21 protein-coding genes and 6 pseudogenes are annotated in these 25,498 nt (G+C 71.5%); 8 read left to right on the top strand and 19 right to left on the bottom strand.

Annotated features, from left to right (window positions below; all coding sequences use genetic code 11):
* From HUX88_RS25060 to HUX88_RS25050, 4 genes and pseudogenes are all read left to right on the top strand, one after another.
* The coding region (locus tag HUX88_RS25060) for a YCF48-related protein (RefSeq protein WP_176363551.1) at positions 1–916 on the top strand (916 nt) is incomplete at its 5' end.
* Positions 917–949: 33 nt separating this feature from the next.
* A pseudogene (locus HUX88_RS32705) lies at positions 950–3,358 on the top strand (RND family transporter); the annotation flags it as partial.
* A gap of 42 nt (positions 3,359–3,400) precedes the next feature.
* A complete protein-coding gene (locus HUX88_RS32700; RefSeq protein WP_373886837.1) occupies positions 3,401–5,140 on the top strand; it encodes a carboxylesterase/lipase family protein in 1,740 nt (579 codons plus the stop codon).
* Positions 5,137–6,420 carry a thiolase family protein gene (locus HUX88_RS25050; protein WP_176363549.1) on the top strand — a complete coding sequence of 428 codons (1,284 nt, stop codon included), beginning with the start codon at positions 5,137–5,139 and terminating at the stop codon, positions 6,418–6,420. The genes HUX88_RS32700 and HUX88_RS25050 overlap by 4 nt, the downstream gene beginning before the upstream one ends.
* Here the strand turns inward: HUX88_RS25050 and HUX88_RS25045 are convergent.
* Positions 6,397–6,855, bottom strand: coding sequence for a MarR family winged helix-turn-helix transcriptional regulator (locus HUX88_RS25045; protein ID WP_117011484.1), 459 nt, complete (start codon positions 6,853–6,855; stop codon positions 6,397–6,399). The genes HUX88_RS25050 and HUX88_RS25045 overlap by 24 nt on opposite strands.
* Before the next feature lie 119 nt (positions 6,856–6,974).
* Between HUX88_RS25045 and HUX88_RS25040 the strand changes: the two genes are divergently transcribed.
* The 3 genes from HUX88_RS25040 to HUX88_RS25030 are packed head-to-tail and all read left to right on the top strand — an operon-like array spanning position 6,975 to position 11,187.
* Positions 6,975–7,808, top strand: coding sequence for a p-hydroxycinnamoyl CoA hydratase/lyase (locus HUX88_RS25040; protein ID WP_117011140.1), 834 nt, complete (start codon positions 6,975–6,977; stop codon positions 7,806–7,808).
* 47 nt (positions 7,809–7,855) lie between these two features.
* Positions 7,856–9,310 carry an aldehyde dehydrogenase gene (locus HUX88_RS25035; protein ID WP_176363548.1) on the top strand — a complete coding sequence of 485 codons (1,455 nt, stop codon included), beginning with the start codon at positions 7,856–7,858 and terminating at the stop codon, positions 9,308–9,310.
* Positions 9,311–9,324: 14 nt separating this feature from the next.
* A complete protein-coding gene (locus HUX88_RS25030) occupies positions 9,325–11,187 on the top strand; it encodes a feruloyl-CoA synthase (RefSeq protein ID WP_176363547.1) in 1,863 nt (620 codons plus the stop codon).
* A gap of 33 nt (positions 11,188–11,220) precedes the next feature.
* Here the strand turns inward: HUX88_RS25030 and HUX88_RS25025 are convergent, their stop codons facing one another.
* The 7 genes from HUX88_RS25025 to HUX88_RS24995 form a co-directional block, all read right to left on the bottom strand.
* Complete coding sequence (locus HUX88_RS25025; protein WP_176363546.1) at positions 11,221–11,616, bottom strand: hypothetical protein; 396 nt, start codon at positions 11,614–11,616, stop codon at positions 11,221–11,223.
* Positions 11,617–11,766: 150 nt separating this feature from the next.
* Entirely contained in the window at positions 11,767–12,399 is a 633-nt protein-coding gene (locus HUX88_RS25020) for a response regulator transcription factor (protein WP_117011144.1), read from the bottom strand.
* 85 nt (positions 12,400–12,484) lie between these two features.
* Positions 12,485–14,776, bottom strand: coding sequence for a diguanylate cyclase (locus HUX88_RS33360; protein WP_176363545.1), 2,292 nt, complete (start codon positions 14,774–14,776; stop codon positions 12,485–12,487).
* A gap of 83 nt (positions 14,777–14,859) precedes the next feature.
* Positions 14,860–15,414, bottom strand: coding sequence for a two-component regulator propeller domain-containing protein (locus HUX88_RS25010; RefSeq protein WP_176363544.1), 555 nt, complete (start codon positions 15,412–15,414; stop codon positions 14,860–14,862).
* Between the two features lie 30 nt (positions 15,415–15,444).
* Positions 15,445–15,669 (bottom strand): hypothetical protein, encoded by a 225-nt coding sequence (locus HUX88_RS25005; protein ID WP_176363543.1) that lies wholly within the window; start codon positions 15,667–15,669, stop codon positions 15,445–15,447.
* Positions 15,669–16,577 (bottom strand): response regulator, encoded by a 909-nt coding sequence (locus tag HUX88_RS25000; RefSeq protein ID WP_176363542.1) that lies wholly within the window; start codon positions 16,575–16,577, stop codon positions 15,669–15,671. Before HUX88_RS25000 ends, HUX88_RS25005 begins: the two co-directional genes overlap by 1 nt.
* A 439-nt stretch (positions 16,578–17,016) precedes the next feature.
* Positions 17,017–17,823 carry a histidine kinase dimerization/phospho-acceptor domain-containing protein gene (locus HUX88_RS24995; RefSeq protein ID WP_229219532.1) on the bottom strand — a complete coding sequence of 269 codons (807 nt, stop codon included), beginning with the start codon at positions 17,821–17,823 and terminating at the stop codon, positions 17,017–17,019.
* Here HUX88_RS24995 and HUX88_RS32690 point away from each other — a divergent pair.
* Positions 17,795–18,292 (top strand): hypothetical protein, encoded by a 498-nt coding sequence (locus HUX88_RS32690; protein ID WP_229219531.1) that lies wholly within the window; start codon positions 17,795–17,797, stop codon positions 18,290–18,292. The genes HUX88_RS24995 and HUX88_RS32690 overlap by 29 nt on opposite strands.
* A gap of 125 nt (positions 18,293–18,417) precedes the next feature.
* Here HUX88_RS32690 and HUX88_RS33355 read toward each other — a convergent pair.
* The 11 genes and pseudogenes from HUX88_RS33355 to HUX88_RS24950 all read right to left on the bottom strand — a co-directional run.
* Positions 18,418–18,600: pseudogene (locus tag HUX88_RS33355) on the bottom strand (triple tyrosine motif-containing protein); the annotation flags it as partial.
* Positions 18,534–19,781, bottom strand: coding sequence for a two-component regulator propeller domain-containing protein (locus HUX88_RS24985; RefSeq protein WP_176363540.1), 1,248 nt, complete (start codon positions 19,779–19,781; stop codon positions 18,534–18,536). The gene HUX88_RS24985 and the pseudogene HUX88_RS33355, both read right to left, overlap by 67 nt.
* Before the next feature lie 301 nt (positions 19,782–20,082).
* Positions 20,083–20,244: pseudogene (locus HUX88_RS33350) on the bottom strand (two-component regulator propeller domain-containing protein); the annotation flags it as partial.
* Complete coding sequence (locus HUX88_RS24980) at positions 20,211–20,588, bottom strand: two-component regulator propeller domain-containing protein (RefSeq protein WP_176363539.1); 378 nt, start codon at positions 20,586–20,588, stop codon at positions 20,211–20,213. The pseudogene HUX88_RS33350 and the gene HUX88_RS24980, both read right to left, overlap by 34 nt.
* A gap of 159 nt (positions 20,589–20,747) precedes the next feature.
* Positions 20,748–21,338, bottom strand: a complete 591-nt coding sequence (locus HUX88_RS24975) for a sensor histidine kinase (protein WP_176363538.1) — start codon at positions 21,336–21,338, stop codon at positions 20,748–20,750.
* Between the two features lie 187 nt (positions 21,339–21,525).
* A pseudogene (locus HUX88_RS33345) lies at positions 21,526–21,831 on the bottom strand (response regulator); the annotation flags it as partial.
* Between the two features lie 7 nt (positions 21,832–21,838).
* The gene (locus HUX88_RS24965; protein ID WP_176363537.1) at positions 21,839–22,786 is read right to left on the bottom strand and encodes a bifunctional diguanylate cyclase/phosphodiesterase; all 948 of its coding nucleotides are present in this window, start codon (positions 22,784–22,786) and stop codon (positions 21,839–21,841) included.
* Between the two features lie 259 nt (positions 22,787–23,045).
* Positions 23,046–23,330: pseudogene (locus tag HUX88_RS33340) on the bottom strand (diguanylate cyclase domain-containing protein); the annotation flags it as partial.
* Positions 23,331–23,767: 437 nt separating this feature from the next.
* Positions 23,768–24,148: pseudogene (locus HUX88_RS33335) on the bottom strand (response regulator); the annotation flags it as partial.
* A 111-nt stretch (positions 24,149–24,259) separates the two neighbouring features.
* A complete protein-coding gene (locus HUX88_RS24955) occupies positions 24,260–24,865 on the bottom strand; it encodes a PEP-CTERM sorting domain-containing protein (RefSeq protein ID WP_176363535.1) in 606 nt (201 codons plus the stop codon).
* A gap of 112 nt (positions 24,866–24,977) precedes the next feature.
* Entirely contained in the window at positions 24,978–25,433 is a 456-nt protein-coding gene (locus tag HUX88_RS24950; protein ID WP_229213260.1) for a cache domain-containing protein, read from the bottom strand.
* Positions 25,434–25,498: the final 65 nt, after the last annotated feature.

Raw genomic sequence — 25,498 nt, 5'->3', positions numbered from 1 at the left:
GCTGGTGGCGGCCGGCGAGCGCGGAACCATCCTGTATTCGGACGATGCCGGCGTGACCTGGCGCCAGGCCAGCGTGCCGGTGGGCGTCAGCCTGACGGCATTGCAGTTCGTCGACGCCAAACAGGGATGGGCGGTCGGCCATCAGGGCGTGGTGCTGCACAGCGCCGATGGCGGCGCCACCTGGAACAAGCAGCTGGACGGCATCCAGGCCGCCGCGCTGGCGCTGCGGGCGGCGGCCGATGCCGCCGGCCCGGAACAGGCGCGCGCGCTGGCCGACGCCCAGCATCTGGTGGACGATGGGCCGGACAAGCCCTTCCTCGACCTGTACTTCGACAGCCCGCGCAGCGGCTATGTGCTGGGCGCCTACAACCTGCTGTTCAAGACCGGCGACGGCGGCGCCACCTGGCAGCCATGGCAGCAGCACGTCGCCAATCCCAAGGGCCTGCACCTGTACGGCATGCGCGGCGCCGGCGGCGCGCTCTATCTGGTCGGAGAACAGGGGCTGCTGCTGCGCTCCACCGACCAGGGAGCCAGCTTCAACGCCCTCGCCACGCCGTACAAGGGCAGCTACTTCGGCCTGCTGGCCGCGCGCGGCGGCGCGCTGCTGGCCTATGGCTTGCGCGGCAACGCCTACTGGTCCGGCGACCAGGGCGCCAGTTGGAGCAAGGTCGATACCGGCATCCAGGCTTCGCTGGCCGGCGGCGCCGAACTGGCCGACGGCACGCTGGTACTCGTCAGCCAGGGCGGCGACGTGCTGCTCAGCCGCGACCAGGGCCGCAGCTTCGCCGCGCAAGCCGCCGGCGCGCTGCCGCCCGCCCTGCCGCTGGCCGCCGTGGCGCAGGCACGCGACGGCGCGCTGGTCGTGGCCGGGCTGCGCGGCCTGCGGCGGGTCGCCTCGCCGGCAGCGGCCCGCTAGCGCCCTTCCCCTACATACTATGGCTGGAACATCATGCACACAGATCAAGACTTAGAACAACAGCCGGTGGTAAAGCGGCTGCAGGATTTCGATACCGGCTCGGGCAACCTGGGCGAGCGCGCGCTGTTCAACCACCGGCCGCTGGTCATCCTGCTTTGCCTGCTGGCGACCATCGTGCTGGGCTACCAGGCCACGCGCATCAAGCTCAATGCCAGCTTCGAGAAGATGATCCCCAGCGCCCATCCCTACGTGGTCAACTACCTGGCCAACAAGGCCGACCTGAATGGGCTGGGCAACTCGGTGCGCATCGCCGTCGAAGCGGGCGGCGGCACCATCTACGACCGCGCCTATCTCGACACCCTGCAACGCCTGAACGATGAACTGTTCCTGCTGCCCGGCGTGGACCGTCCCTTCATGAAATCGCTGTGGACGCCCAGCACGCGCTGGGCCGCTGTCACCGAGGAAGGCCTGGACGGCGGCACCGTCATCCCGGACGGCTACGACGGTTCCGCCGCCAGCCTGGCGCAGTTGCGCGCCAACGTCGCGCGCTCCGGCGAGATCGGCCAGCTGGTGGCGGCCGATTTCAAGTCCAGCATCGTCTTCGTGCCGCTGCTGGAGCAGAACCCGCAGACCGGCCAGGCGCTCGACTACGGCGCCCTGTCGCAGCGGCTGGAACAGATCCGCGCCAAGTACCAGAAGGAAGGCGTCCATATACACATCACCGGCTTCGCCAAGATCGTCGGCGACTTGATCGAAGGCCTGCGGCAGGTGCTGATGTTCTTCCTGCTGGCGATCGCCATCGCCGGCGGGGTGCTGTTCTGGTACACGCGCTGCTGGCGCAGCACCACGCTGGTGGTGGTCTGCTCGCTGATCGCGGTGCTGTGGCAGTGCGGCCTGCTGGCCAGCCTGCACTACGAACTCGATCCCTACTCGGTGCTGGTGCCGTTCCTGGTGTTCGCCATCGGCATGAGCCACGGCGCGCAGAAGATGAACGGCATCATGCAGGACGTGGGCCGTGGCACGCACCGCGTGGTGGCCGCGCGCTACACCTTCCGCCGCCTGTTCGCGGCCGGCCTGACCGCGCTGCTGTGCGACGCGGTCGGCTTCGCGGTGCTGGTCAGCATCCGCATCAAGGTGATCCAGGATCTCGCCGTCATCGCCAGCATTGGCGTGGCGGTGCTGATCTTCACCAACCTGGTGCTGCTGCCCATACTGCTGTCCTACACCGGCGTGAGCGCCAAGGCGGCCGCGCGCAGCCTGCAGGCCGACAGCGCCGAAGACGGCGCGCAGCCATGGCTGTGGACCTTCCTCGACCGCTTCACCCAGCACCGCTGGGCCGCCGCCACGGTGGCCGCCAGCGTGCTGCTGGGGGGGCTGGGCTACCTGTACAGCCTTAACCTGAAGGTGGGCGACCTCGATCCCGGCGCGCCGGAACTGCGCGCCGATTCGCGCTACAACCGCGACAACGGCTTCATGGTCGCCAACTACGCGGCCAGCTCCGACATCCTGGTGGTGATGATCAAGACCGCGCCCGACCAGTGCACCCGCTATGCCACGCTGGCCAGCGTGGACGCGCTGGCGTGGCAGCTGGAACAGCTGCCCGGGGTCGACTCGACCAACTCGATGGCGGCGCTGAGCAAGCTCGCCACCACCGGCTACAACGAAGGCAACTTCAAATGGTATGACCTGATCCCCAACGCCGGCGCGCTGGGCGCGGTGCAGACCCGCGCGCCGCGCGAACTGTTCAACCAGAGCTGCTCGCTGCTTTCGCTGTACGTCTACCTGAAGGACCACAAGGCCGCCACGCTGACCCGCGTGGTCGACGCGGTCGAAGCCTTCGCCGCCGCCAACAACACACCGGAGGTGCAGTTCCAGCTGGCCGCCGGCAGCGCCGGCATCGAGGCAGCCACCAACATCGTCGTCAAGCAGGCCATGCACGATATGCTGTTCTGGGTCTACGGCGCGGTGATCCTGCTGTGCTACGCCACCTTCCGCAACTGGCGCGCGGTGGTGGTGGCCATCCTGCCGCTGGTGCTCACGTCCATCCTGTGCGAGGTGCTGATGGTGGTGCTGGGCATGGGCGTCAAGGTCGCCACGCTGCCGGTGATCGCGCTCGGCGTGGGCATCGGCGTGGACTACGCGCTGTATGTGCTCAGCGTGATGCTGACCCGCATGCGCGCCGGCGACAACCTGTCCGACGCCTACCTGCATGCGCTGCGCTTCACCGGCCGCGTGGTGATACTGACCGGCGTGACGCTGGCCGTGGCCGTGGCCACCTGGCTGTTCTCGCCGATCAAATTCCAGGCCGACATGGGCATCCTGCTGGCCTTCATGTTCCTTTGGAATATGGTGGGTGCGCTGGTGCTGGTGCCGGCGCTGGCGCACTTCCTGATGCCGCCAAAGACCGCGCACAACGAAGCGCCGCAACCCGACGCCGCGATACCCGCCGCCGATTCCCTGCGCCATACAGCGCTGGGCGATGTCGTGGGCCGCGCGGACCGCCACCAGACCCACGCCTGGCTCGGCCTCCCCTTTGCCCAGCCGCCGGTCGGTCCGCTGCGCTGGAGGGCGCCGCGTCCACCGCAACCGTGGGAGGGCGTGCGCGAGGCACTGGCCTTCGGCCGTCCGGCGTTGCAACTGGGCGGCATCACACTGGAACTGCCGCCGGCGGTATGGGGACAGGTGGCCGGCTCCGAGGACTGCCTGACGCTGAACGTCTTCGCACCTCGGATGACGCCTGAACAGGCGCAAGCCGCCGCGCTGCCGGTGATGTTCTGGATCCACGGCGGCGCCAACACCGCCGGCACCGCTGCCACCTACACCACGCTGCGCAACCTGGCCGGCCACGATCAGGTGATCGTGGTCTCGGCCAATTACCGCCTCGGCATCCTCGGCTGGTTCAGCCTCGAAGAGCTGGCGCAGGAAGGCGACACTCCCGCCGACCACTCCGGCAATTTCGGCACGCTGGACCTGGTCGCCGCGCTGCAATGGGTGCGCCAGCACATCGCGGCTTTCGGCGGCGATTCCGATAACGTCACGATATTCGGCGAATCGGCCGGCGGCCTGAATGCCTACACGCTCCTGGCCAGCCCATTGGCCAAGGGCCTGTTCCACCGCGCCATCCTGCAGTCGCCGCTGGCGGCCAGCTACTCTCCGGCACAGGCCCGCAACTACACGGACGACGCCCAGCCCGGCCACGCCCTCAGCTCACGCGAGCTGCTGTGCCGATGGCTGCAGCGCGATGGCCGCGCCGCCGACCGCGATGCCGCCAAGGCGCTGATCGCATCCATGGCGCCAGCCGACATCGCCACCTACGTGCGCGGCCTGCCCGCCGACACGCTGCTGGCGGCCATCACGCCCGGTGCGCTCAGCTTCTACGACGCCCCCTGCGTGATCCAGGACGGCCACGTGCTGCCGGCCATGCCGCTGGCCGAGGCGTTCGCCGACCGTGGCCGCTACAACGCGGTCCCGGTCATCATCGGCACCAACCGCGACGAGTACAAGCTGTTCATGTCCAACAATCCCGACTACGTGCGTATGCTGTTCGGCCAAATCCCCTTGATGCGCGACCGCGCCCGCTACCAGCGCCACGCCGCCTACATGTCCGCCTTGTGGCAGGCCACCGGCGCGCTGGAGCCGGCCAGCGCCATGGTGGCCTCGGGCCACCGCGACGTCTGGACCTACCGCTTCGACTGGGACGAGCAACCCGCCGTGCCGTTCATCGCGCCACGCGTGCTGCTGGGCGCCGCCCACGTGCTGGACGTGGCCTTCGTATTCCGCGACCTCGAAGGCGAATTCGATCCGTTCCGCTCCTTCACCACCGCCAACCTGCCCGGCCGCAAAGAGGTCTCCGACGCCATGGCCGGCTACTGGACCCATTTCGCCCGCCACGGCGAACCGGCCAACGGCCCGGCCGGCGCGCTGCCGGAATGGCGGCGCTGGAGCGACGACGCCGGCGCCCCGCGCCTGATGGTGTTCGACACCAGCGCCGACGGCGGCACCCGCATGGTGGTCCACGAAAACAGCCTGTCCGCGCTGAAGGCCGCGCTGGAACGCGATCCGGCCCTACGGGGCGATCCACGCGAACGCTGCGAGCTTTACGGCCGCATGTTCCTGTGGTCGATCTTCGGCGGCTTCGAAACCCCGCACACGCTGGAAGCCTACGCCCTCACCCACGGCTACACCGGCCCGACCGGAGAGCTGCGTCCCAGCTACTGGCCATGAGCGCGGCCGCCAGCAAGGGCTTCTTCCAGGCCTACGACGACGTGTGGCTGATCGACGGCCTGCGCACGCCCATGGCCGACTACTGCGGCGCCTACAGCCACATCTCGCCCACGGACCTCGGCATCAAGGCCGCGCGCGCGGTGCTGCGGCGCAGCGGCGTGCCGGCCGCCGACATCGACTCCGTCATCAGCGGCAGCATGGCGCCGGGCGACTGCCACCAGTACATGCTGGCCCGTCATATCGGCCTGTACGCCGGCGTGCCGCTGACCGTGCCGGCGCTGAACGTGCAGCGCATCTGCGGCACCGGTTTCGAATTGTTCCGCCAGGCCGGCGACCAGATCGCGCTGGGCTACGCGGACACCGTGCTGGTGGTCGGCACCGAATCGATGACGCGCAACCCGATCGCCGCCTTCGGCCACCGAGGCGGTTTCAAGCTCGGCGCGCAAGTCGGCTTCGAGGATTTCCTGTGGGAGGCGCTGACCGATCCCGCACCCGGCATCACCATGCCGCAGACCGCCGAGAACCTGGCGCGCCAGTACGGCATCACCCGCGCCGAGGTGGATAAATACGCCGCGCTGTCCCACGCCCGCGCCCTCGACGCCAGGAACGCCGGCTTCCACGCCGGCGAGACCGTCGCCGTCGCCAACGAGGTCTTCACACTGGACGGCTATGCCGACCGACGCATCCTGCTGAGCGGCGCGCTGACCGAACTGGCGCAGGACACCCATCCGCGCATCTCGCCGCCGTCGGTGCTGGCCACCCTGCGCCCGCTCTATCCGCACGGCGTGCAGCCCGGCGGCAACAGCTGCGCGCTGGCCGACGGCGCGGCGGCGGCCATCGTCAGCTCCGGCGCCTACGCAATGGCCGGCGGACACCGGCCGCAGGCGCGCATCGTGGCCGCCGCGGTGGTCGGCGTTCCGCCGGAGGTGATGGGCATCGGCCCCGCGCCGGCGATCCGCCTGCTGCTGGACCGCTGCGGCCTGGGTGTGCCGCAAATCGGCCTGTTTGAAATCAACGAAGCGCAGGGCGCGCAGGTCATCGCGGTGGAGCGCGAACTGAAACTGGACCGGGACCGCCTCAATGTCCACGGCGGCGCGATCGCGCTGGGCCATCCGCTGGCGGCGACCGGCGTGCGCCTGACCATCACGCTGGCGCGCGCGCTCGACCTGCGGCGCCAGCGCTACGGCGTGGCGGCGGCCTGCATCGGCGGCGGCCAGGGCATCGCCCTGTTGCTGGAGAATCCGCGCTGGCGGCAGTTACAAAACAATGGCGCTCAATGAGCGCAGCAGCAGCCGCAATTGGGCATGCAGCTCGCCGCGCTGGTCCGGCCCCAGTTCGGCCAGCATGGCGCGCTCCAGTTCCGCCACGGCGGCATCGCCCTGGCGCAGCAAGGCGCTGCCCTCGGCGCTCAGGCGCAGATGGATGATGCGGCCATGATTGGCGTCGGCCTGGCGCTCGATCCAGCCGCGCGCCTCCATCGCCTTGACCATCTCGTTGGCCGACTGCGGCGAGATCATCGAACGCTCGGCCAGCTGCGCGTTGGACAGCTGCTGTTGCGTGTCCAGCACCGACAGCGCCGTGTACTGCGCGGCCGTCATGCCCAGCAATCCGAGGCTGTCGCGCAGGCGCCGGCTCAGCACATGGTCGATGCGGCCGATCAGGTAGGCGATGCCGCTGGGTTTATCGTGCGCGGCGGCGGGCGGTTGTTTTTTCATCGTGGTCCAGGTGTTCAAAAAAAGCGTTCGAAAAGCGCTTGCATTACAGGCCAAGCAGCATATATTATAAGACACGTATCAGGCAACCTGATATTAACCTAACATAGAGTGAGACCGAAATGAGCCAATACGACAAGCGCTGGACCACCGTCAAAGTCGACATCACGGGCGGCATCGCCTGGGTGACCCTGAACCGCCCGGAAAAGCGCAACGCCATGAGCCCGACGCTGAACCGCGAAATGATCGACGTGCTGGAGACCCTGGAGCAGGATCCGGAAGCCGAAGTGCTGGTGCTCACCGGCGCCGGCGACAGCTGGACCGCCGGCATGGACCTGAAGGAGTACTTCCGCGAGAACGACGGCAAGCCGGAGATCTACCAGGAGAAGCTGCGCCGCGACTGCTCGCAATGGCAGTGGAAGCTGCTGCGCATGTACAGCAAGCCGACCATCGCCATGGTCAACGGCTGGTGCTTCGGCGGCGCCTTCTCGCCGCTGGTGGCCTGCGACCTGGCCATCTCCGCCGACGAAGCCGTGTACGGCCTGTCGGAGATTAACTGGGGCATCCCGCCGGGTAACCTGGTCAGCAAGGCGGTCGCCGACACCATGGGCCACCGTCAGGCGCTACACTACATCATGACCGGCGACACCTTCACCGGCAAGGAAGCGGCGGCCATGGGCCTGGTGAACAAGAGCGTGCCGCTGGCGCAGCTGCGCGCGGCCACCATCGAACTGGCCGAGAAGCTGCTGGCCAAGTCGCCGACCGTGCTGCGCATCGCCAAGAACGGCTTCAAGCGCTGCCGCGAACTGACCTGGGAGCAGAATGAGGACTACCTGTACGCCAAGGTCGACCAGTCCAACTACCGCGACCCGGAAAAAGGCCGCGCCCAGGGCCTCAAGCAGTTCCTGGACGATAAGACCATCAAACCGGGCCTGCAGACCTACAAGCGCGCATAAGACGCACAACGCAGCCCGACGCCACAAAACAACACAGGAGATACGCCATGCTTGAAGCCCGTTTGCTGATCGGAGGCCTGGACCAGGCCTCATCCACCGGCGCCACTTACCAGCGCCTCAACCCGGCCACCGGCGACACCGCCTCGGTGGCCGCCGCCGCCACGCTGGACGATGCCGACGCCGCCGTCGCCGCCGCGCAGGCGGCCTTCCCCGGCTGGTCGGCCACCGCGCCCAACGAACGCCGCCGCCTGCTGCTCAAGGCGGCCGACTGCCTGCAGGCGCGCGCGCCCGAGTTCATCGCGGCCGGCGTGGCCGAAGCGGGCGGCGTGGCCGGCTGGTACGGTTTCAATGTGATGCTGGCCTCCTCCATGCTGCGCGAGGCCGCCTCGCTCACCACCCAGATCGCCGGCGAGGTGATTCCGTCCGACGTGCCGGGCCTGATGGCCATGGGCATGCGTCAGGCCTGCGGCGTGGTGCTCGGCATCGCGCCGTGGAACGCGCCGGTCATCCTCGGCACGCGCGCCATCGCCACGCCTCTGGCCTGCGGCAACACGGTGGTGCTCAAGTCGTCCGAGATCTGCCCCGCCGTGCACCGCCTGATCGGCAAGGTGTTCGAGGACGCCGGCTTCCCGGCCGGCGTGGTCAACGTGATCAGCAACGCGCCGCAGGACGCCGCCGCCGTGGTGGCGCGCCTGATCGCCCATCCGGCCGTCAAGCGCGTCAACTTCACCGGCTCCACCAAGGTCGGGCGCATCATTGCCCAGCAGGCCGCGCAGCATCTCAAGCCGGTGGTGCTGGAATTGGGCGGCAAGAATCCGCTGCTGGTGCTGGACGATGCCGACCTCGATGAAGCGGTGCAGGCGGCGGCCTTCGGCTCCTTCTTCAACCAGGGCCAGATCTGCATGTCCACCGACCGCATCATCGTCGACAACAAGGTGGCGGACGCCTTCGTCGAAAAACTGCGCGTCAAGACCGCCGGCCTGCGCGCCGGCAAACCAGGAGAGGAAGGCGCGGTGTTGGGCGGCATGGTCGACGCCTCGGCCGCCGGCCGCGTGGCCGGCATTATCGCCGACGCCGAAGCCAAGGGCGCGAAGCTGGTCTGCGGCAGCGCGGACCGCGACGGCAACGTCCTGCAAGCGGCCATCATCGACCACATCACGCCGGACATGGCGGTGTACCAGGAGGAGTCGTTCGGTCCCATCGTCGGCATCATCCGCGTCGACGGCGACGAGGCGGCGCTGGCCGAGGCCAACGCCAGCGAATACGGCCTGTCCGCCGCCATCTTCAGCCGCGACATCGGCCGCGCCATGGCGCTGGCGCGCCGCGTCGAATCGGGCATCTGCCACATCAACAGCTCCACCGTGGCCGACGAGGCGCAGATGCCGTTCGGCGGCGTCAAGGCCAGCGGCTACGGGCGCTTCGGCGGCAAGGCCGGCATCGCCGAATTCACGGACCTGCGCTGGATCACCATCCAGAGCGGCCACCGCCACTACCCCGTGTGATGAGGGAGCACGCGATGACGCAGCTCCCAACCTCCTCCGCGCTGGACCTGTCGCGCTATCGCCCGGTGCGTGTCGGCGGCGCGCCGGTGCGGATCGAGGCCGGCGCCGATGGCGCCTGGCGCCTGGCCTCGCACGAGGCGCTGGACGCCTATCCCGACCGGCTCACCGACCGCCTGGTGCTCGGCGCCGAGCGCCATCCCGAGCGCACGCTGGTGGCGCAGCGCGGCGCCGACGGCGCCTGGCAGCGCATCAGCTACCGCGAGATGCTGGAGCAGGCGCGCGCCGTCGGCCAGGCCTTGCTGGACCGGGGCCTGTCGGCCGAGCGGCCGCTGATGGTCCTGTCCGGGAACGACCTGCAGCACCTGCAGCTGGCGCTGGGCGCGCTGTACGCCGGCGTGCCGTATTGCCCGGTGTCGCCGGCCGCCTCCGGCCCGCACGCCGACCTGACCAAGCTGACCCACTTCGTGCGTCACCTGACGCCCGGCATGGTCTACGCGTCCGACGGCGCCGCCTGCGCGGCGGCGCTGGCGGTCACCGTGCCGGACGACGTGGAGATCGTCACCAGCCGGGGCGACGCCGGCCGCGCCAGCACGCCGCTGGCGCAGCTGCTGGCGACCGTGCCGCGCACGGTGGACGCGGCCAACGCCGCCATCGGCCCGCACAGCATCGCCAAGTTCCTGTTCACGTCCGGGTCGACCAAGCTGCCCAAGGCCGTCACCACCACGCAGCGCATGTTGTGCGCCAACCAGCAGATGCTGCTGCAAACCTTCCCGGCCTTCGGCGACAAGCCGCCGGTGCTGCTGGACTGGCTGCCGTGGAGTCACACCTTCGGCGGCAGCCACAATGTCGGCATCGCGCTGTACAACGGCGGCAGCTACTACATCGACGACGGCAAGCCCACCGCGCGCGACTTCGCCGCCACGGTGCGCAACCTGAAGGAGATCGCGCCGACGGTGTTCTTCAACGTGCCCAAGGGCTGGGAGCTGCTCACCGCCGCGCTGGAGGCGGACCCGGAGCTGTGCCGCCACTTCTTCTCGCAGATGGAGCTGTTCTTCTTCGCCGGCGCCGGCCTGTCGCAGGCGGCGTGGGACGCGCTGGAGCGGGTCAGCGAGAACCGCTGCGGCCAGCGCATCCGCATCATGGCCGGCCTGGGCATGACGGAGACCGCGCCGTCCTGCACCTTCACCACCGGCCCGGTGATGATGGCCGGTTATGTCGGGCTGCCGGCGCCGGCCTGCGAGGTCAAGCTGGTGAAGGTGGACGGCAAGTACGAGGCGCGCTTCCGCGGCCCGCACGTCATGCCCGGCTACTGGCGCGCGCAGCAGGCCACCGACGACGCCTTCGACGAGGAAGGCTACTACCGCAGCGGCGACGCGGTGCGCTTCGTCGATCCGGCGCGGCCGGAATTGGGCCTGATGTTCGACGGCCGCATCGCCGAGGACTTCAAGCTAAGCAGCGGCACCTTCGTCAGCGTCGGTCCCTTGCGGGCGCGCGTCATCAGCACCGGCGCGCCCTACATCCAGGACGTGGTGGTGGCCGGCATCGACCGCGACGCCATCGGTTTGCTGGTGTTCCCGCGCATGGACCAGTGCCAGCTGCTGTCCGGGCTGGGCGAGGACGCCGATGCCGCCGCCATCCTGTCCAGCGCCCCGGTGCGGCGCCACTTCCAGCGGTTGCTGGCGCAGTTGAACGCCGTCGCCACCGGCTCGGCCTCGCGCGTCGACCGCCTGCTGCTGCTGGAGGAGGCGCCGTCGGTGACGGCCGGCGAGCAGACCGACAAGGGGTCGATCAACCAGCGCGTGGTGCTGGAGCGGCGCGCGGCGCTGGTGGCGGCGCTGTACGCGGGCGGCGATCCGGCGGTGCTGACGGCCGCCTGAGCGCGCCGCGGACGCCTGGCCGCGGCCACCGCCTCAGACGGGGTCGCACGCCATGGCGCGCACGCAGCAGCGTTCGAACAGCAGGGCCGAATACCGGTGCATCAAACTGCTCTGCGCGGCGACCGCATGCTCCTGCGGATCGCCGCGCGTGAGCCGGCCGACCAGGTCCTGGATGGCGTCGCAACTTTCGCGGATCTGCGCGCCCAGCACCAGGTCGATCTCCAGTTCGCCCCGGCTCACCTGCACCCGCAGGCGGCCGGAAAGCGCGGCATACATCTCCATCAGGTCGGCGCCCAGCGCCTGCAACGGCTGCCTGGGCTGCGCATCCTGCAATTCGCTGAGCGCGACCGCCTCCAGCAGCAGCTTCAAGGCCCGCAACAGCATCTGGTATTCCGTCTGGTATTGGCGCAATAGCGCAGTCCTGTTCATCCTAGCTCCCGTTGGTGGCCTGTGTCGTCAGACGACAGCATGCCACCGCGCGCACGCGGGACGTCATAGGGATGGCCGGATATTAAACTAGGGAAATTCAGCGGGCGTGTAGGCAAATCCTTAGCCCACCGCGCGGGCGGCGGGCCGCGCTCACCTGCCCAGCCCGTGGTCGATGCCGTAACGCAGCATGTCGGCGTTGCTCTGGAAACCCATCTTCTGCATCAGCCGCGCCTTGTGGGTGCTGACCGTCTTGTTGCTGATGGACAGCTCGTCGGCGATCTGGTTCACGGTCTTGCCGCGCACAAACAGGCGGAAGATGCTCAGCTCGCGGTTCGACAACTGCTCGTGGGCCGGCTCGTCCTGCCCGCCGTCGCCCTCGAACACCATTTGCTCGGCCAGGCCGGGATCGAGATAGCGGCCGCCGGCGGCCACCTTGCGCAGCGCCAGCAACAGTGTTTCGGGATCGCCGTCCTTGGTCATATAGCCGTTGACGCCGGCCTTGAGCGCGCGGCGCACCACCAGCGCCTCGTTGTGCATGCTCAGCACCAGGATCGGCAGCCCGGGCGCGTGGGCACGGATGCGGGCGACCAGCTCGATGCCGCTGATGCCCGGCATCGACAGGTCGAGCAGCACCACATCGCACGGCGTGGTGCGCAGGCATTCCATCACCTGCCCGCCATTGGTGGCCTGGGCCACCACCACCATGTCGCCCGCCAGGCCAAACAATTGCAACAGGCCGCCGCGCACGATGGCATGATCGTCGGCAATTAAAATTCGTATCATCTAAGGGGGGCTTTCCAGAAAAATCCATAGGGTCCGTGGTGCTCATGCTATCAGACTCCGCGCCCCGCCCCCATCTGCTGTTTCATTACGACAACAGCGCGTCCACCTCGGCCCGGTCCGTGTACTCGATGCGGTTGCGGCCCTGCCCCTTGGCCCGGTACAGGGCCTGGTCGGCCAGCCCGATCCATTGCTCCGGCGCCAGCGCGCCGGGGCGGCCCTCCACCACGCCGCAGCTGCAGGTGACGCTCAGCGCCTGCGCCGGGTCGATGCGCACCGGCGCGCCGCCGATGGCCTGGTGCAGCTGCGCCAGGCGCGCGCCGCCGCTGGCCGCGTCCAGTCCCGGCAGCAGCAACATGAATTCCTCGCCGCCGTAGCGGCCCACGGTGTCGCTGGCGCGCAGCTGCGCCTGCGCCCGCCGCACCACTTCGCACAGCACCTCGTCGCCGGCCAGGTGGCCGTACGTGTCGTTGACGCGCTTGAAGTGGTCCAGATCGAGCAGCACCAGCAGGAACGGCGCGCCGCCCGGCGCCGCCATCTGGGTCAGCCTTTCGGTCAGCGCGGTGCGGTTCCACGCCTGGGTCAGGCCGTCCTTGAGCGAGCGCAGCCGGTGTTCCTCGCGCGAGGCCTCCAGCGCCGCCGTGCGCTCGGCCACGCGCCGCTCCAGCAGCGCCTGCTGCCGCAGCACCCGCGCCACCCGGTAGCGGTGCAGCAGGCCGATCGCGCCCAGCGCCAGCACGGCGCCGCCCGCGTAGGCCCACGGCGTGCGCCACCACGGCGGCTCGATGACCACCGCCAGCTCCAGCATGGGCGAGCTGGCCTGCAGCGCGGCGTCGTCGGCCACCACCTGCAGCCGGTAGCGGCCGGCCGCCAGCGCCGCGTAGCGCAGCTCGCCGTTGCCGCTGACCGACCAGGCCTCCTCCTGGCCCAGCAGGCGGTAGCGGAAGCTGAGCGCCTCGTGGTTCTGGTACAGCGGCGCCGCCACCCGCACGTCCAGCGCCGCCCCGCTCCACGGCGCCGGCCCGGCCAGCGCGGCGCCGCCGTAGCGCACCGAGCTCGGCTCCAGCGAGATGACGTGCTCGCCGAACAGCGCCTGCGGCCTCAGCAGATGGGACAGGCCGTTGCTGGTGCCGATCCACAGCGAGCCGTCCAGGTCCTCGTGGATGGCGTTCTGGTTGGCGTCGTTCCACACCATGCCGCTCTGCTGGTTGAACAGGCGCCAGCGGCTGCCGTTCCACACCATCGCGCCGCTGTCGGTGGTCAGCCACAGCCAGTGGCGCCGGTCCACCAGCAGCGACTGGATCAAGCGCCCGTCCAGCAAGTCCAGCGGGAAGGGCCGCAGGCGCAGCGCGGCGTCGGCGGCGTCGGCCCGCCAGACGCGCGATCCATGGCTTTCGCCCAGCCACAGCGTCTCGCCGTCGCAGGCCAGGTGCTCGAAGCCCTGGTTGCCCTGCAGCGGACGCGACCAGTTGCCGCGCTCCAGCCGCAGCAGGCCGCGCGCGCCGCTGAACCACAGGCGGCCGGCGCCGTCGCGGCAGATGCCGGTGATGCCGCCGTCCGGGCCCAGCAGCGCATCGGCGGCCTCGACCCGACGCGGCGCGGCCGCATGGCCGGGGTCGGCGATCAGGTACAGGCCGCGGTCGGTGCCGATCCACAACCGGCCGGCGTCGTCGAACAGCAGCTTGTAGATGATGCGCTCGGGCAGCCGCGCCACCACCCGGCCGCGGCCGGCGCGCCCGTCCCGGCGCAGCAGCAGGCCGGAAAAGCTGCCGGCCCACAGGCGGCCGTGCGCATCCTCGGCCAGCGCGCCCCATTGCCCGCCGGCGCCGCCGGCGGACGCCGGCGAAGCGGCCGCCTCCGAAGCCGCGCCAGGCGGCCGGTGCCGGCGTACAGCGTGCCGTCGCGCGCGCAGGATGGACCAGACGTCGTCGTCCGGCACGCCCTGCTGCGCGGACCAGCTTTCCCAGTGCCGGTAACCCTGCCACTGCACCAGGCCGCGCCCGGTGGAGCCGAGCCACAGGTCGCCGTCGCGGTCGAACAGCAGCGGATGCACGCCGCTGCCGAAATGGATGCCCTGCTCGGCGCCGTAGACGGTCCAGCCGCCGGCGCCGGCGCGGAACAGGCCCCGGTCGCTGGCGGCGATCAACTGGCCGTCGCTGTTTTGCGCCAGCGTCACCGGCCAGCCGTTGGCGGCGTCGCCGAACTGTGGCGGCGTGCGGTCGCTGAAGCGTTGCGCGCCCGGCGCCAGCGCCAGCACCCGGTCCGGCCCGCCCACCCACAGCGTGCCGGCGGCGTCGCGCAGCAGCGCGTCCCAGTGCCGCGGCGGCAGGCCCTGCTCGGCGCCCAGCGCCATGGCCACGCCGTCGCGGTAGCGGCACACGCGGTTTCCGCAGCCCAGCCACAGCGTGCCGTCGGCATCGCGCAGCAGCGCGCCCGGGTCGCTGGCCCGGCTGGAGCGGCGATTTACGCGTCGCTGAACACCGCCGCGCCGCGCCAGCCGCCGTGGCCGTCGGGCTCGACCCGCTGCAGCCTGCCGTTGCTCTGCACCAGCAGATGGTCGGCGTCGACCGCGGCGAAGCGCAGGCCCGGCTTGACCGCGAACGGCTTGCCGTCCAGCCGCGGCACCGGCCGCAGCTGCTGGCCGTCGCGCAGCAACAGCGCGCGGTCGGTGCCGATCCACAGCCGGCCGGCCGGGTCCACGAACAGGCTGGTGACGCTGGTGTCGGCGGCGTCCTGGCGCCGCCCGAAGCGGCGGAAGCGGCTGCCGTCGAAACGGTATAAACCGTTCTCGGTGCCGGCCCACAGGAAGCCGGTCCGGTCCTGCGCCAGCGCCGTGACGGTCAGGTTGGCCAGCCCGTCGACCTGGCCGTAGCTGCGCAACGGCAGCTGCTGCGCGTGCGCCGCCCCGCCCGCCAGCAGCGCGGTCAGCGTCAGCGCCAGCCGGCGCCGCAGGGCGCGGCCGGCGCCCGGTCGGCCACGAGAGCGGTGGTGGTCCATCATGGCTTCAATCCCTGTCATGCGATGCGGCCGCATATGCTACCCCGGCGCCTAATATTTTTCCATCAGGAAATGTCGAGCCCGGCGTAGGGCGATCACCGCCGGCGGGCCGTAGCATTGCAACACCCAGCGCAGCGCGGCTGTCGGCGCCGGCGAAATCGCCGTCGTCCAGGCCCGCGCTGAAGTGGCCTCGGCATCCCACAGGCCAAAGCTGGACTGGAACTCTGCGGCGCAGGCGGCGAACAGCCGCACCGCCTCGCCGTCGCGCCCGCGCATCAGGGCCAGCAGCCGCCGCAGCTCCTCCCAGGCGGCCGGCGCGCGGGCCGCCACCGTGGCGGCAGGTCGCGGTCAGGGCGAGCACACCTGCGCCAGCGCGGCGTCCAGCGCGGCCAGCGCCGGCGCCGTCGTCCGGCGCCGGCTGGCGGCGCGCACCACCTCCAGCTGCCCGGCCAATTGCCCGATGGCGCCCGCCCCCAGGCTGTCGGCCAGCCCGCGCAGCGGCGCGCGTGGCGCGCCGCCTCCTCGTAGTCGCGGCGGCCGATCGCCGCGCGGATGCGCCCGGCGCCGTGGCGCTCCTCGTGGCAGAACAGGCGCAGCACCTTGAGCAGCAGCGCCTCGTCGCCGTTGACGCCCTGGCGCGCGGCCGCCAGATCCAGCCCCGGCACGCTGGCCGGCAGCGCCGCCGGCGCCGCGCCGCCGTCCCCGCCGCCGTCCCAGGCGGCGCGCAGGCCGACCGGCAGATAGTGCTGCAGCATCCGGTACAGCTCGGCCGGGATCACCGGCTTGCTGAGGCGGTCGTCGAAGCCCTCGCGCTGGCAGCGCCGCCACTGGTCGGCCATGGCGTTGGCGGTCAGCGCGATGATCGGCAGGCGGTCGAAGCGGCGGTCCTGGCGCAGCTCCAGCGTGGCCGCGTGGCCGTCCAGCACCGGCATGTGCAGGTCCATGAACACCAGCTGGTAGCGCTGCGCCGCGTCGGCCGCCCCCAGCCGCTCGAGCGCCTCGCGGCCGTCGTGCGCCAGGTCGACCTGGATGCCGCAGGCCTCCAGCAGGCCGACCGCGATCTCGCGGTTGACCTGGTTGTCCTCGGCCAGCAGGATGCGCACGCCGTGGAAGCGCGGCTGCGGCCGCGCGCCCGGCGCTGGCGGCGGCGTCGGGGCCGAACAGCCGCGCCAGCGCTCGGCCACGGCGCCGCGCGTGACCGGCGATCAGGCAGGCGCCGTTGCCCGGCCCGGGGATGCGGCGGGCGGCGGGCGGCGTCGCCGGCGCCGGCCGGCAGCACCGTCTCCGGCGGCGGCGCCAGCGGCCGCCGCCTGCCCATCAGCTCCGCGCCGCTCCAGGCCGGCATATCGGCGTCGGCCAGCACCAGGTCGTAGCGGGGCGCCGCGTGCAGCAGGCGCGACCGGCGCCCTCGACCGGGCTGTGGACCGCGACCGCCTCCAGTCAGGCTCTCAGAGCTGGTAGCAGCGCGGCGCGCGCTGGCATCGTCCACCACCAGCACCGCAGGCCGCGCAGCGTGCGGCGGCAGCGGCTGGCAACGCGCGGCCGCCGCGCCGCCGCTCGAGCCACAACGCGGGCGATGACGACGCGGCGCCGGACGCTCTCGATACTGGACTCTGCCGCCCATCAGGTCGACCAGCTTCCGGCAGATGCCAGGCCCAGGCCGGTGCCGCCGAACTTGCGCCGGGCGCTGTCGTCGGCCTGGGTGAAGGCCTGGAACAACCGGCCGATCTGGTCGGCCGCCATGCCGATGCCGGTGTCGCGCACGCAAAACGCCAGCCGCACCCGCCCCGGCTGCTGCGCCAGCAGCGCCACCTCCAGCGCCACCTCGCCGCGCTCGGTGAACTTGAGCAGGCAGGTTGACCAGCACCTGGCCGAGGCGCTGGGCGTCGCCGCGCAGGCCGCGCGGCACCTCGGCCGGCGTGGGGTGCATTCGAGCGCCTTGCCGCCGACGCCGCCGCCGCCGACCGCCGCCACGTGGTCGAGCAGGTCGTCGAGGTCGAAGTCGACGCTCTCGAGGTCGAGCTTGCCCGCCTCGATCTTGGAGAAGTCCAGGATGTCGCTGATGATGCCCAGCAGCGAATTGCCGGCGTTGTAGATCTTCTGCACATAGTCGCGCTGGCGCGGCTGCAGGTCGGTGTCCAGCGCCAGGTAGGACAGGCCGATCACCGCGTTCATCGGCGTGCGGATCTCGTGGCTCATATTGGCCAGGAACAGGGACTTGGCCTGGGTCGCCTCCTCGGCCCGCGCGCGCGCGGCCTGGGCCTGTTGGAACAGCAGCGCGCCGTGCAGCGCCGCGCCCAGGTGGGCGGCGATGGTCTCGAGCAGGCGCTGGTCGCTGGCCTTGTAGACGCCGGGGCGCACGCTCAGCACCGAGACCGCGCCCTGCGCCACGCCGCCGGCGATGATCGGCACGCACAGGCAGGACAGCATGGGCGGCCCGGCCGGCCAGGCCGCCCGGCTCGGCGGCCGGGACCGCCTGCCCGTCCTGGATCAGCACGCCCTCGCCGGCCTCGATCACGCGGCTGCTCAGGCCCTCGCCGTGGCGCAGCGGCGCGATGACGGCGCCGTCGGCGTACGGGAAATGCAGCATGCCGCTGTCGCGCTCGAGCAGCGCGGTGTAGGTGATGTCGCCATGGAACAGGCGGCGCAGCTGCTCGCCGGCGCGGCGGCGATCCAGGTGGTCCGAGCTCGAGAGCGCCGAAAGCCAGGATCGCTGACCCACCGCGTTGACCGCCGCCAGCTCGGCGTTGCGCTCGCTGGCCTCGCGGTGCTGGCGCTCGGCCTCGCCGCGCTGGAACTCGGCCAGCGCCTGCTGCCGCAGCGCGTCGTCGGTGCGGCTGGCCACCTCGCGCTCGAGCGCCTTGCGCTGCGCCGCCAGCTGCCAGTGCGCAGCCGGTAGGCGCGTACAGCCCCGGCGCCGGCGCCCGCGCCGCGCCAGAACCACCAGGTCTGGTACCACCACGGCAGCACCGTCACCGGTATCCGCAGCCCGCGCTCGTTCCACACGCCCTCCCGGTTCGAGCCGCGGATCGCCAGCTGGTAGCGGCCGGGCGGCAGGTTGGTGTACGACGCCAGCCGGTGCGTGGCGTCGACCGCGATCCAGTCGCGGTCGTAGCCCTCCAGGCGGTAGGCGTAGCGGTTCAGTTCGGGCGCCGTGAAGTCCAGCGCGGCGAAGCCCAGCGCGAAGCTGTTGGCCTCGGCCCGCACCAGCAGCGTGGCCGGCGCCGGGCCATTGTAGCGGCCCGGCGGCGCCACTGTGCCAGCCGCACCTCGGTCACCACCACCGGCGGCGTCCAGCGCCAGGGCTGGTAACGTTCCGGCCGCACCACCGTGACGCCGCCGGTGCCGCCGAACGCCAGCTCGCCGCCGACCGCCACGCCGGAGCCCATCCAGTACGGCGCGTAGCGCACGCCATCGGCCCGGCCCAGCACGCTGACCGCGAAGCTGGCCGGATCGATCACCACGATGGCGCTGTCGGTGCTGGCCCAGACCCGCCCCTGGCCGTCCTCCAGCAGGCTGTTGATATTGGTGTCCGGCATGCCATGGGCCATATCCAGGCGCCGCACCCGGCGCCAGCCGCCGCCGGCCTGCGCCGCCATCACGTCGATGCCGGCGCCGTTGCCCACCCACAGCCGGCCGCGCCGGTCGGTGTACAGCGCGGAGACATAGTCGTGCGACAGCGCGGCCGGGTTGGCCGGGTCCGCGCGCAGGCGCTCGAGCACGGCGCCGCTGGCCCGCTCCACCCGGTTCAAGCCGGCGGTGGTGCCGACCCACAGCGTGGCGCCCGGACCGTCCCGCAGCACGGTCACGTCCAGCGCGCTCAGGCCCTCGACGTGGCGCAACGGTCCGATCCGGCGCGCGGCGCGCGCTGCGCCAGCTACAGGCCGCCGGTGCTGGTGCCGAGCACGACATAACTGTCGCCGGCCAGCGCGTACGGTACGGGTCCAGCCACGGCGCCTTGGCGCGCGTTGCCGCGTGTCCCGGTCGGCGCGGTACAGGCCAGGTGGCCGCCAGCCACAGCGCGCCGTCGCCGCCCGCCAGCAGCGCCGAGACGGAAGACGGCCGGCGGCGCGCCCGCGTCGGGCCGCCAGGCGCTGGCCCGCCCGGTGTCGGCGCAAATGGGTCGACGCCGGCGCGCTAACCGGCCACAGCCGGCCGGCGCCGATGGCGGCCAGGGTCATCGGTTCGCCGTCGCCCAGGCCGGCCGCGCCATCGCGCCGCCGGCCGATGGACACGGCGGCCTGGCGCGGCGGGTGCTGCTGCACGCCGTCGCCGACCGTGATCCACAGCGCGCCCGCGCGGTCGCGGAACAGCTTGCCGTTCGACAGTTCCTCCCCGGCCAGCCCGCCGTGCACGACGCGCCGCAGCCCGCCGCTGGCCGCGTCCACCACCAGCGCGCCGCTGGTTGTCCGTGCCGAGCCAGATCTCGCCGTCGTCGCCCTCGCCGATGTCGGTGACCGAGGCGAGCTTGACGCCGCCGCCCGGCCCGCGCCGCACGGTGAACGGACTGATCTTGCCGGTGCGCGGATCGCGCACCCACACGGCGCCGTCCACCGGCCAGCCCATCCACAGCCTGCCGTCGCTGGCGCCGAACAGCACGGGCAGGCTGGGCGCCGGGTCGCGCGCGGGCAGCGGCACGCGCGTGAACCGCCCGGCCGCCGGATCGAACCGGGCCAGGCCCTTCCACGTCCCCACCCACAGGGTGCCGCTGGCGTCGCGGCACAGGGATTTGACGACATCGGCCGGCAGGCTGCCGGCGTCGCCCTCGACATGGCGGAAATGGGTGATCCGCGCCTGCGCCGGCTGGTCGACGCCGCTCAGACCAGTTGGCCGGTGTCGGTGCCCACCCACAGGCCGCCGTCGCCGTCGTCGACGATATCGGCCACCGCGCCGCCGGACAGGCCGGTGTTGGCGCTGTTGTAGCGCACGAAACCGTCGGTGGCGGGGTCGTAGCGCGCCGACCACTCGCTGGCGTGCCCACCTGGCGGCCGCGCGGCGGTCGCGCCTGCAGCCAGCACGTGGTTGTCCGGCAGCGTATGCGGATCGTCCGGGTTGAACTGATAGTTGCGGAAGCGGTAGCCGTCCCAGCGCGCCAGGCCGCCCTGCGTGCCCACCCACAGGAAGCCGTCGCCGTCCTGGTTGACTTCCGTGATGGTGACGTTGGCCAAGCCCTGCTGCGCGCCTATGCTGAGCAAGCCCGGCTGCGCCAGCGGTCAGCGCGCGGGCGGCGCCGCCCCGCCGCGCCGGCCAGCAGCGCGGCGGCCAGCCAGGCCGCGGACGCCGCCCCCGGTTCATGCCGGCGCCAGCGTGGCGGCACGGCCACCCGGGTGCCGCCGCCGAAGCGACGCCGACGCTCAAGCTCGCCGTTCAAGAATCGGCACTCGCGGATCCAGCAGGCCGAACGCCTGCGGCCGCACCCGGGCCGGATCGAAGCCGCCGCCGTTGTCGTCGACCCGCAGCTCGCAGCTGCCGCCGCCGCAGCACAGCGAGACCGCGGCCTCGCTGGCGCCGGCGTGGCGCGCCACATTGGTCAGCGACTCCTGGGCGATACGGAACACCGCGATGGCCTGCTGCTCGTCGAGCCGCTCCTCCAGCGCCAGCACCAGGCTGCAATCGATGCCGCTGTGCCGGCGCAGCTCGTCGACCAGCCATTCCAGCGCCGGGCCGATGCCCAGCTCCAGCACCGCCGGATGCAGCGTGGTGGCGACGTTGCGCACCACGCCGATGGAACGGTCGACCAGCTCGGTGATGTCGCGCACCTGCTCGTTCAAGCCCGGCACCGCGGCGCCGTGGCGCACCCGCAACAGCCCGGCCTGCATGCGCAGCGCGGTCAGCGACTGGCCCAGCTCGTCGTGCAGCTCGCGCGCGATGCGCTTGCGCTCGTCCTCGCGCACGCTCTCGCGGTGCTGGCCCAGCTCGCGCAGCTCGGCGGTGCGCTCGGCCACCTGCTGCTCCAGGCTGTCCCGGTACTGCGCGGCACCGCCGGCCGCGCCGCTCGCGGTTCTCGCTGGCCAGCAGCGCGTTCTGGCTGGCCAGCCGCGCCTGCATCGCCGACAGGCGCAGGTGAGTGGTCACCCGCGCCAGCATCTCCTCGGCCCGCAGCGGCTTGGTCACATAGTCGACCGCGCCGGCGCGAAAGCCCGCCAGCTTGTCGGCCGTGTCGTTGAGGGCGGTCATGAAGATCACCGGCACGGCGGCGATCGGCGCGGCGTCGGCCTTCAGGCGCCGGCACACCTCGAAGCCGTCGATGCCGGGCAACATCACGTCCAGCAGGATCAGGTCGGGCGGCGCGAACGCGACCCGCCGCAGCGCTTCGTCGCCGCTGTGCGCGACCGACAGCCGCAGGCCCTGCGCGCGCAGCACGCCCACCGCCAGCGCCAGGTTGGCCTGGTTGTCGTCGACGATCAGGATGGTGCGTTCGCGTAAATCGGGGGACATGGTCATGCTAGGCTCCTCGCGAGCGCCGCAGCGTCGCCATATACATGCTACCAGACAACTGCGCCGTTTCGCCGGCGCCCGCCTCCGCGGCGTCGGCCGGCGGCCACGCGGGGCGGCCGCGCAGCGACAGATAGGTCGTCATCTCGGCCACCGCCAGCGGACGGCTGTAGAAAAAGCCCTGCACCTCGTCGCAGCGCTGGGTGCGCAGGAAGTCGAGCTGGCCGGCCGTCTCCACGCCCTCGGCGATCACCTTCAGGCCCAGCGTGTGCGCCATCGCGATGATGGCGCGCACGATGGCGCCGTCGTTGCGGTCGTCCGGCAGGCCGGCCACGAAGGCGCGGTCGATCTTCAGGTAGTCGAGCGGAAAGCTCTTCAGATAGCTGAGCGAGGAATAGCCGGTGCCGAAGTCGTCCACCGCCAGCCGCACGCCGAGCGACTTGAGCGCGGCCAGCGTGCGCTGGGTGCGCCTGGCGTCGTGCATCAGCATGCTCTCGGTCAGCTCCAGCTCCAGCAGCCCGGGCGGCAGGCCGCTGGCCGCCAGCGCCGTCTCGACCACGCGCACCAGGTCGGCGTCGCGGAACTGGCGCGCCGACAGGTTGACGGCGACCGGCAGCGCGTGGCCGAAGCGGCGCCGCCAGTGCTCCGCCTGCTGGCAGGCCTGGCGCAGCACCCAGGCGCCGATCTGCAGGATCAGGCCGTTCTGTTCGGCCAGCGGGATGAATTCGGCCGGCCCCACCGCGCCGCGCCCCTTGCTGTGCCAGCGCAGCAGCGCCTCCATGCCGGCCGCGGCGCCGTCGACCAGGCCGGCGCGCGGCTGGTAGTGCAGCGACAGCTCGCCCTGGCGGATGGCGTAGCGCAGCGCGTTGCCGATCTCCACCCGGCGCCGGCTGCTGCTGTTCATCTCGGTCGTAAACAGCTGGTGGCGGCCGCCGCCCTCGGCCTTGGCGCGGCACATCGCGGCGTCGGCGTTGCCGCAGCCCGGGGTGTCGGCGTCGCGGCCATCGCGCGGCCACTGGGCGTGCCGATGCTGCAGGCGGCGCCGGTTTCGTAGTCGTCGATCTCGAGCGGCTGGCCAGCTGGCGCAGCAGCCCCCGCGCCAGGCGCGCCGCGGCCGCCGCCGCCCTCGACCGCATTGGCGAACTCGTCGCCGCCGATGCGCGCCATACCGCGTCGGCGTCGCCCACCCGCCTGGTCAGCGCGGCGGCGCAGCGCCACCGGCAGGCGGTCGCCCGGCTGCGGCCGGGGCCGTCGTTGAGGTCGCGGAAGTGGTCCAGCCCGAGCAGCAGCACGGCCACCTCGCCGCCGTGCGCCTCGGCGCGGGCCAGCGCCAGCGACAGGCGGTCGCGGAAGCTGAGCCGGTTGGGCAGCGCGGTCGGCGGATCGCGCCCGCGCCAGAGTTGAGCTGGAGCTGGTAATCGTGCAGCCGGGTGATCGCGGCCGATGCCGGCCAGGCGGCGGCCGGCGCGGCCGGGCACCGCTCGAGCGCACCATCGTCGCATGCAGGATGCAGCACGGCCGAAAAAGCCCAGCTCCGGCAGCAGTTCCTCGTCGACCCTCTCGCCGCGCTCGGCGGCGCTGGCAGGCGGCCTGCCAGCGCGCGCCGGCGGCCAGCGCCGAACAGCTGCGACACCCGCTGGCCGGGAATGCCGGCGGCCGGCATGCCGGCCAGGCGGGCGAAGGCCGGATTGACCTGCACGTAGCGGAACTGGCCGTCCTCGCCGCCCTCGATCAGGTACAGGGCGTCGGCGGCATAGTCGAAGATCTCCTGGTAGCCCAGCGTGCTGGCGGCCAGCGCCAGCTCGGCCGCGCGGCGCTCGGCCAGTTCGAACTGCAGGCGGCGATTGCTTTCCCTCAGTTCGGCGGTGCGCGCCTCCACCGCCTCGTGGACGCCGCGGCGCAGCAGGCGCAGCTGCAGCTGCGCGCCCACCCTGGCCGCCAGCTCGTCCATCCGCAGGGGCTTGCGCACGCAGTCGACCGCGCCCAGCGCCAGCGCCTGGCGCTGGCTGGCGGCGTCCTGGCGGCCGGCCATGAAGATCACCGGGATCTGCGCGGTGCCGGCGCGCGCCTTCAGCTGCCGGCACACTTCCAGGCCGTCCATGTCGGCCAGCGCCGCGCCCAGCAGGATCAGGTCGGGCTGGACCGCGTCGACCCGCGCCAGCGCCTCGGCGCCGTCGCGCACCGGCACCGGGCGGTAGCCGAGCGCGGTCAGACGGTCGGCCACGACAGCCAGCTTGTCCGGCTGCCCGTCCACAATCAGGATCGTATTACAGGGATGGGCCGGCGCGACCCTCGTCCCGCCGGTAACGGCCTTCCTCATCACGGTGCTTTCCATTCAATGCCGATGGCGGTGACGCCAGCATCGCACGCCGCCGGCCACTTGGCCATCGGGCAATCTTGAAGCCCGTGTAAGACCGGCGGACGGCCGGGGTCAGGAAATCCCGACCCGGCGGCGGGCCAGCCAGCCCACGGCGGCCAGGCCGGCCAGCAGCATCGCATAGCCGGCCGGCTCGGGCACGGCGGCGGTGATCGTCACCTGTTCCAGGAAGGCGCCGCGGTTGTCGCCGCCGCGGTTGTGGAAGCTGAAGCCGTACACGCCGGCGCTGGCGGGGGTGAAGGTCACGCTCCGGGTCGACAGCGGCGCGTCCTGGGCGATCACGAAGCTCTGCTGCGTGCCGCCGAAGCTGACGTCGACGGTGTCCGAACCCCAGCGGCGCTGGTTGCCGGCGATCTCGAAACTCATGGTGTAGGTGGCGCCGGCCCGCAGGCTGATGCTGTTGCTGAACACGCCGGCCTTGAGGCTGCTGCCGTCGAGGTCGATGTAATGGCCGTGGCCGGGCAGCTCGTTGTGCACGAAGCCCTGGCCGTCGACGTCGACCGTGCCGTCGGCGACGTGCCAGCCGTTGACGAAGGTGGTGACGTTGTCGCCGGTGTGGTCGCCGTCGAAATTGTCCGAGAACAGCGTGACGACGGCCGCCTGGGAGGCGGTGCTGGCCGCCAGCAGGGCGGCGGCGGCGCAGAACTTACGTATAGACATGAGGTATCCTATATTCAAAAGGTAATTAAAGTTACCATTTGATAATACCAGTCCGCCGCCGGATGGCTATCGGGCGGGGATGATCCTGCCGTAGGGATTGCCCTACCCCGCGCTACTTGCCCTTGTAGATGCCGGCTTCCAGGATGATGTCGCCGTGCTTGACGAAGTAGGTCGACTTCTTCTCGATCTCGCCGGTGTTCGGGTTGTTGTAGCGGTAGTCCACCCAGCCCTTGCCCTTGGCCGCGGCCTGGTCGATGATCTCCTTGCGGAACAGCTTGCCGTCCGCGTCGGGCAGCACCACCATGTTCTTGCCGACCAGCTTGGGATTGGTCGGATGGGCCAGCTGGGTGCCGTCCAGCGCCCGCACCGTCAGGTAGGTGGTGTCGGTGACGAACTCGGGGTTCTTGTTGTTGACCTCCTTGATCAGGGCCTCCTTGCCGTTCTTCTGCAGGTAGGCGGCGCCCTTGTCCACCATCGCGATGGCGGCGGCGGCGTTGTCGGCGGCGCGCGCCGGCGCGTAGGCCAGCGCCGAGGTGGCAAGCAACATCGCGACGATCGTATTTTTCATGGCCTGTCTCCGAAAGAATGTATGCGCCGCTGCGTCGGCGGCGGCCCCACTATAGCAGTTCCCCG

This window comes from Duganella sp. BJB1802, from assembly GCF_013369445.1.
GTDB lineage: Bacteria > Pseudomonadota > Gammaproteobacteria > Burkholderiales > Burkholderiaceae_D > Rugamonas > Rugamonas vulcania_A.
The sequence above is the reverse complement of the archived record's forward strand: the minus strand, read 5'-3'. Positions and strand labels throughout refer to the sequence as shown.

What these genes read in the sequence shown, in the direction of transcription:
- HUX88_RS25050 (WP_176363549.1), top strand. Translation starts at nt 5,137, where the DNA reads ATGAGCGCGGCCGCCAGCAAGGGCTTCTTCCAGGCCTACGACGACGTG.
- HUX88_RS25045 (WP_117011484.1), bottom strand. Translation starts at nt 6,855, where the DNA reads ATGAAAAAACAACCGCCCGCCGCCGCGCACGATAAACCCAGCGGCATC.
- HUX88_RS25040 (WP_117011140.1), top strand. Translation starts at nt 6,975, where the DNA reads ATGAGCCAATACGACAAGCGCTGGACCACCGTCAAAGTCGACATCACG.
- HUX88_RS25035 (WP_176363548.1), top strand. Translation starts at nt 7,856, where the DNA reads ATGCTTGAAGCCCGTTTGCTGATCGGAGGCCTGGACCAGGCCTCATCC.
- HUX88_RS25030 (WP_176363547.1), top strand. Translation starts at nt 9,325, where the DNA reads ATGACGCAGCTCCCAACCTCCTCCGCGCTGGACCTGTCGCGCTATCGC.
- HUX88_RS25025 (WP_176363546.1), bottom strand. Translation starts at nt 11,616, where the DNA reads ATGAACAGGACTGCGCTATTGCGCCAATACCAGACGGAATACCAGATG.
- HUX88_RS25020 (WP_117011144.1), bottom strand. Translation starts at nt 12,399, where the DNA reads ATGATACGAATTTTAATTGCCGACGATCATGCCATCGTGCGCGGCGGC.
- HUX88_RS25010 (WP_176363544.1), bottom strand. Translation starts at nt 15,414, where the DNA reads ATGACAGGGATTGAAGCCATGATGGACCACCACCGCTCTCGTGGCCGA.
- HUX88_RS25005 (WP_176363543.1), bottom strand. Translation starts at nt 15,669, where the DNA reads ATGCGCGGGCGCGACGGCGAGGCGGTGCGGCTGTTCGCCGCCTGCGCC.
- HUX88_RS32690 (WP_229219531.1), top strand. Translation starts at nt 17,795, where the DNA reads ATGATCGGCACGCACAGGCAGGACAGCATGGGCGGCCCGGCCGGCCAG.
- HUX88_RS24995 (WP_229219532.1), bottom strand. Translation starts at nt 17,823, where the DNA reads ATGCTGTCCTGCCTGTGCGTGCCGATCATCGCCGGCGGCGTGGCGCAG.
- HUX88_RS24965 (WP_176363537.1), bottom strand. Translation starts at nt 22,786, where the DNA reads ATGTGCCGCGCCAAGGCCGAGGGCGGCGGCCGCCACCAGCTGTTTACG.
- HUX88_RS24955 (WP_176363535.1), bottom strand. Translation starts at nt 24,865, where the DNA reads ATGTCTATACGTAAGTTCTGCGCCGCCGCCGCCCTGCTGGCGGCCAGC.
- HUX88_RS24950 (WP_229213260.1), bottom strand. Translation starts at nt 25,433, where the DNA reads ATGAAAAATACGATCGTCGCGATGTTGCTTGCCACCTCGGCGCTGGCC.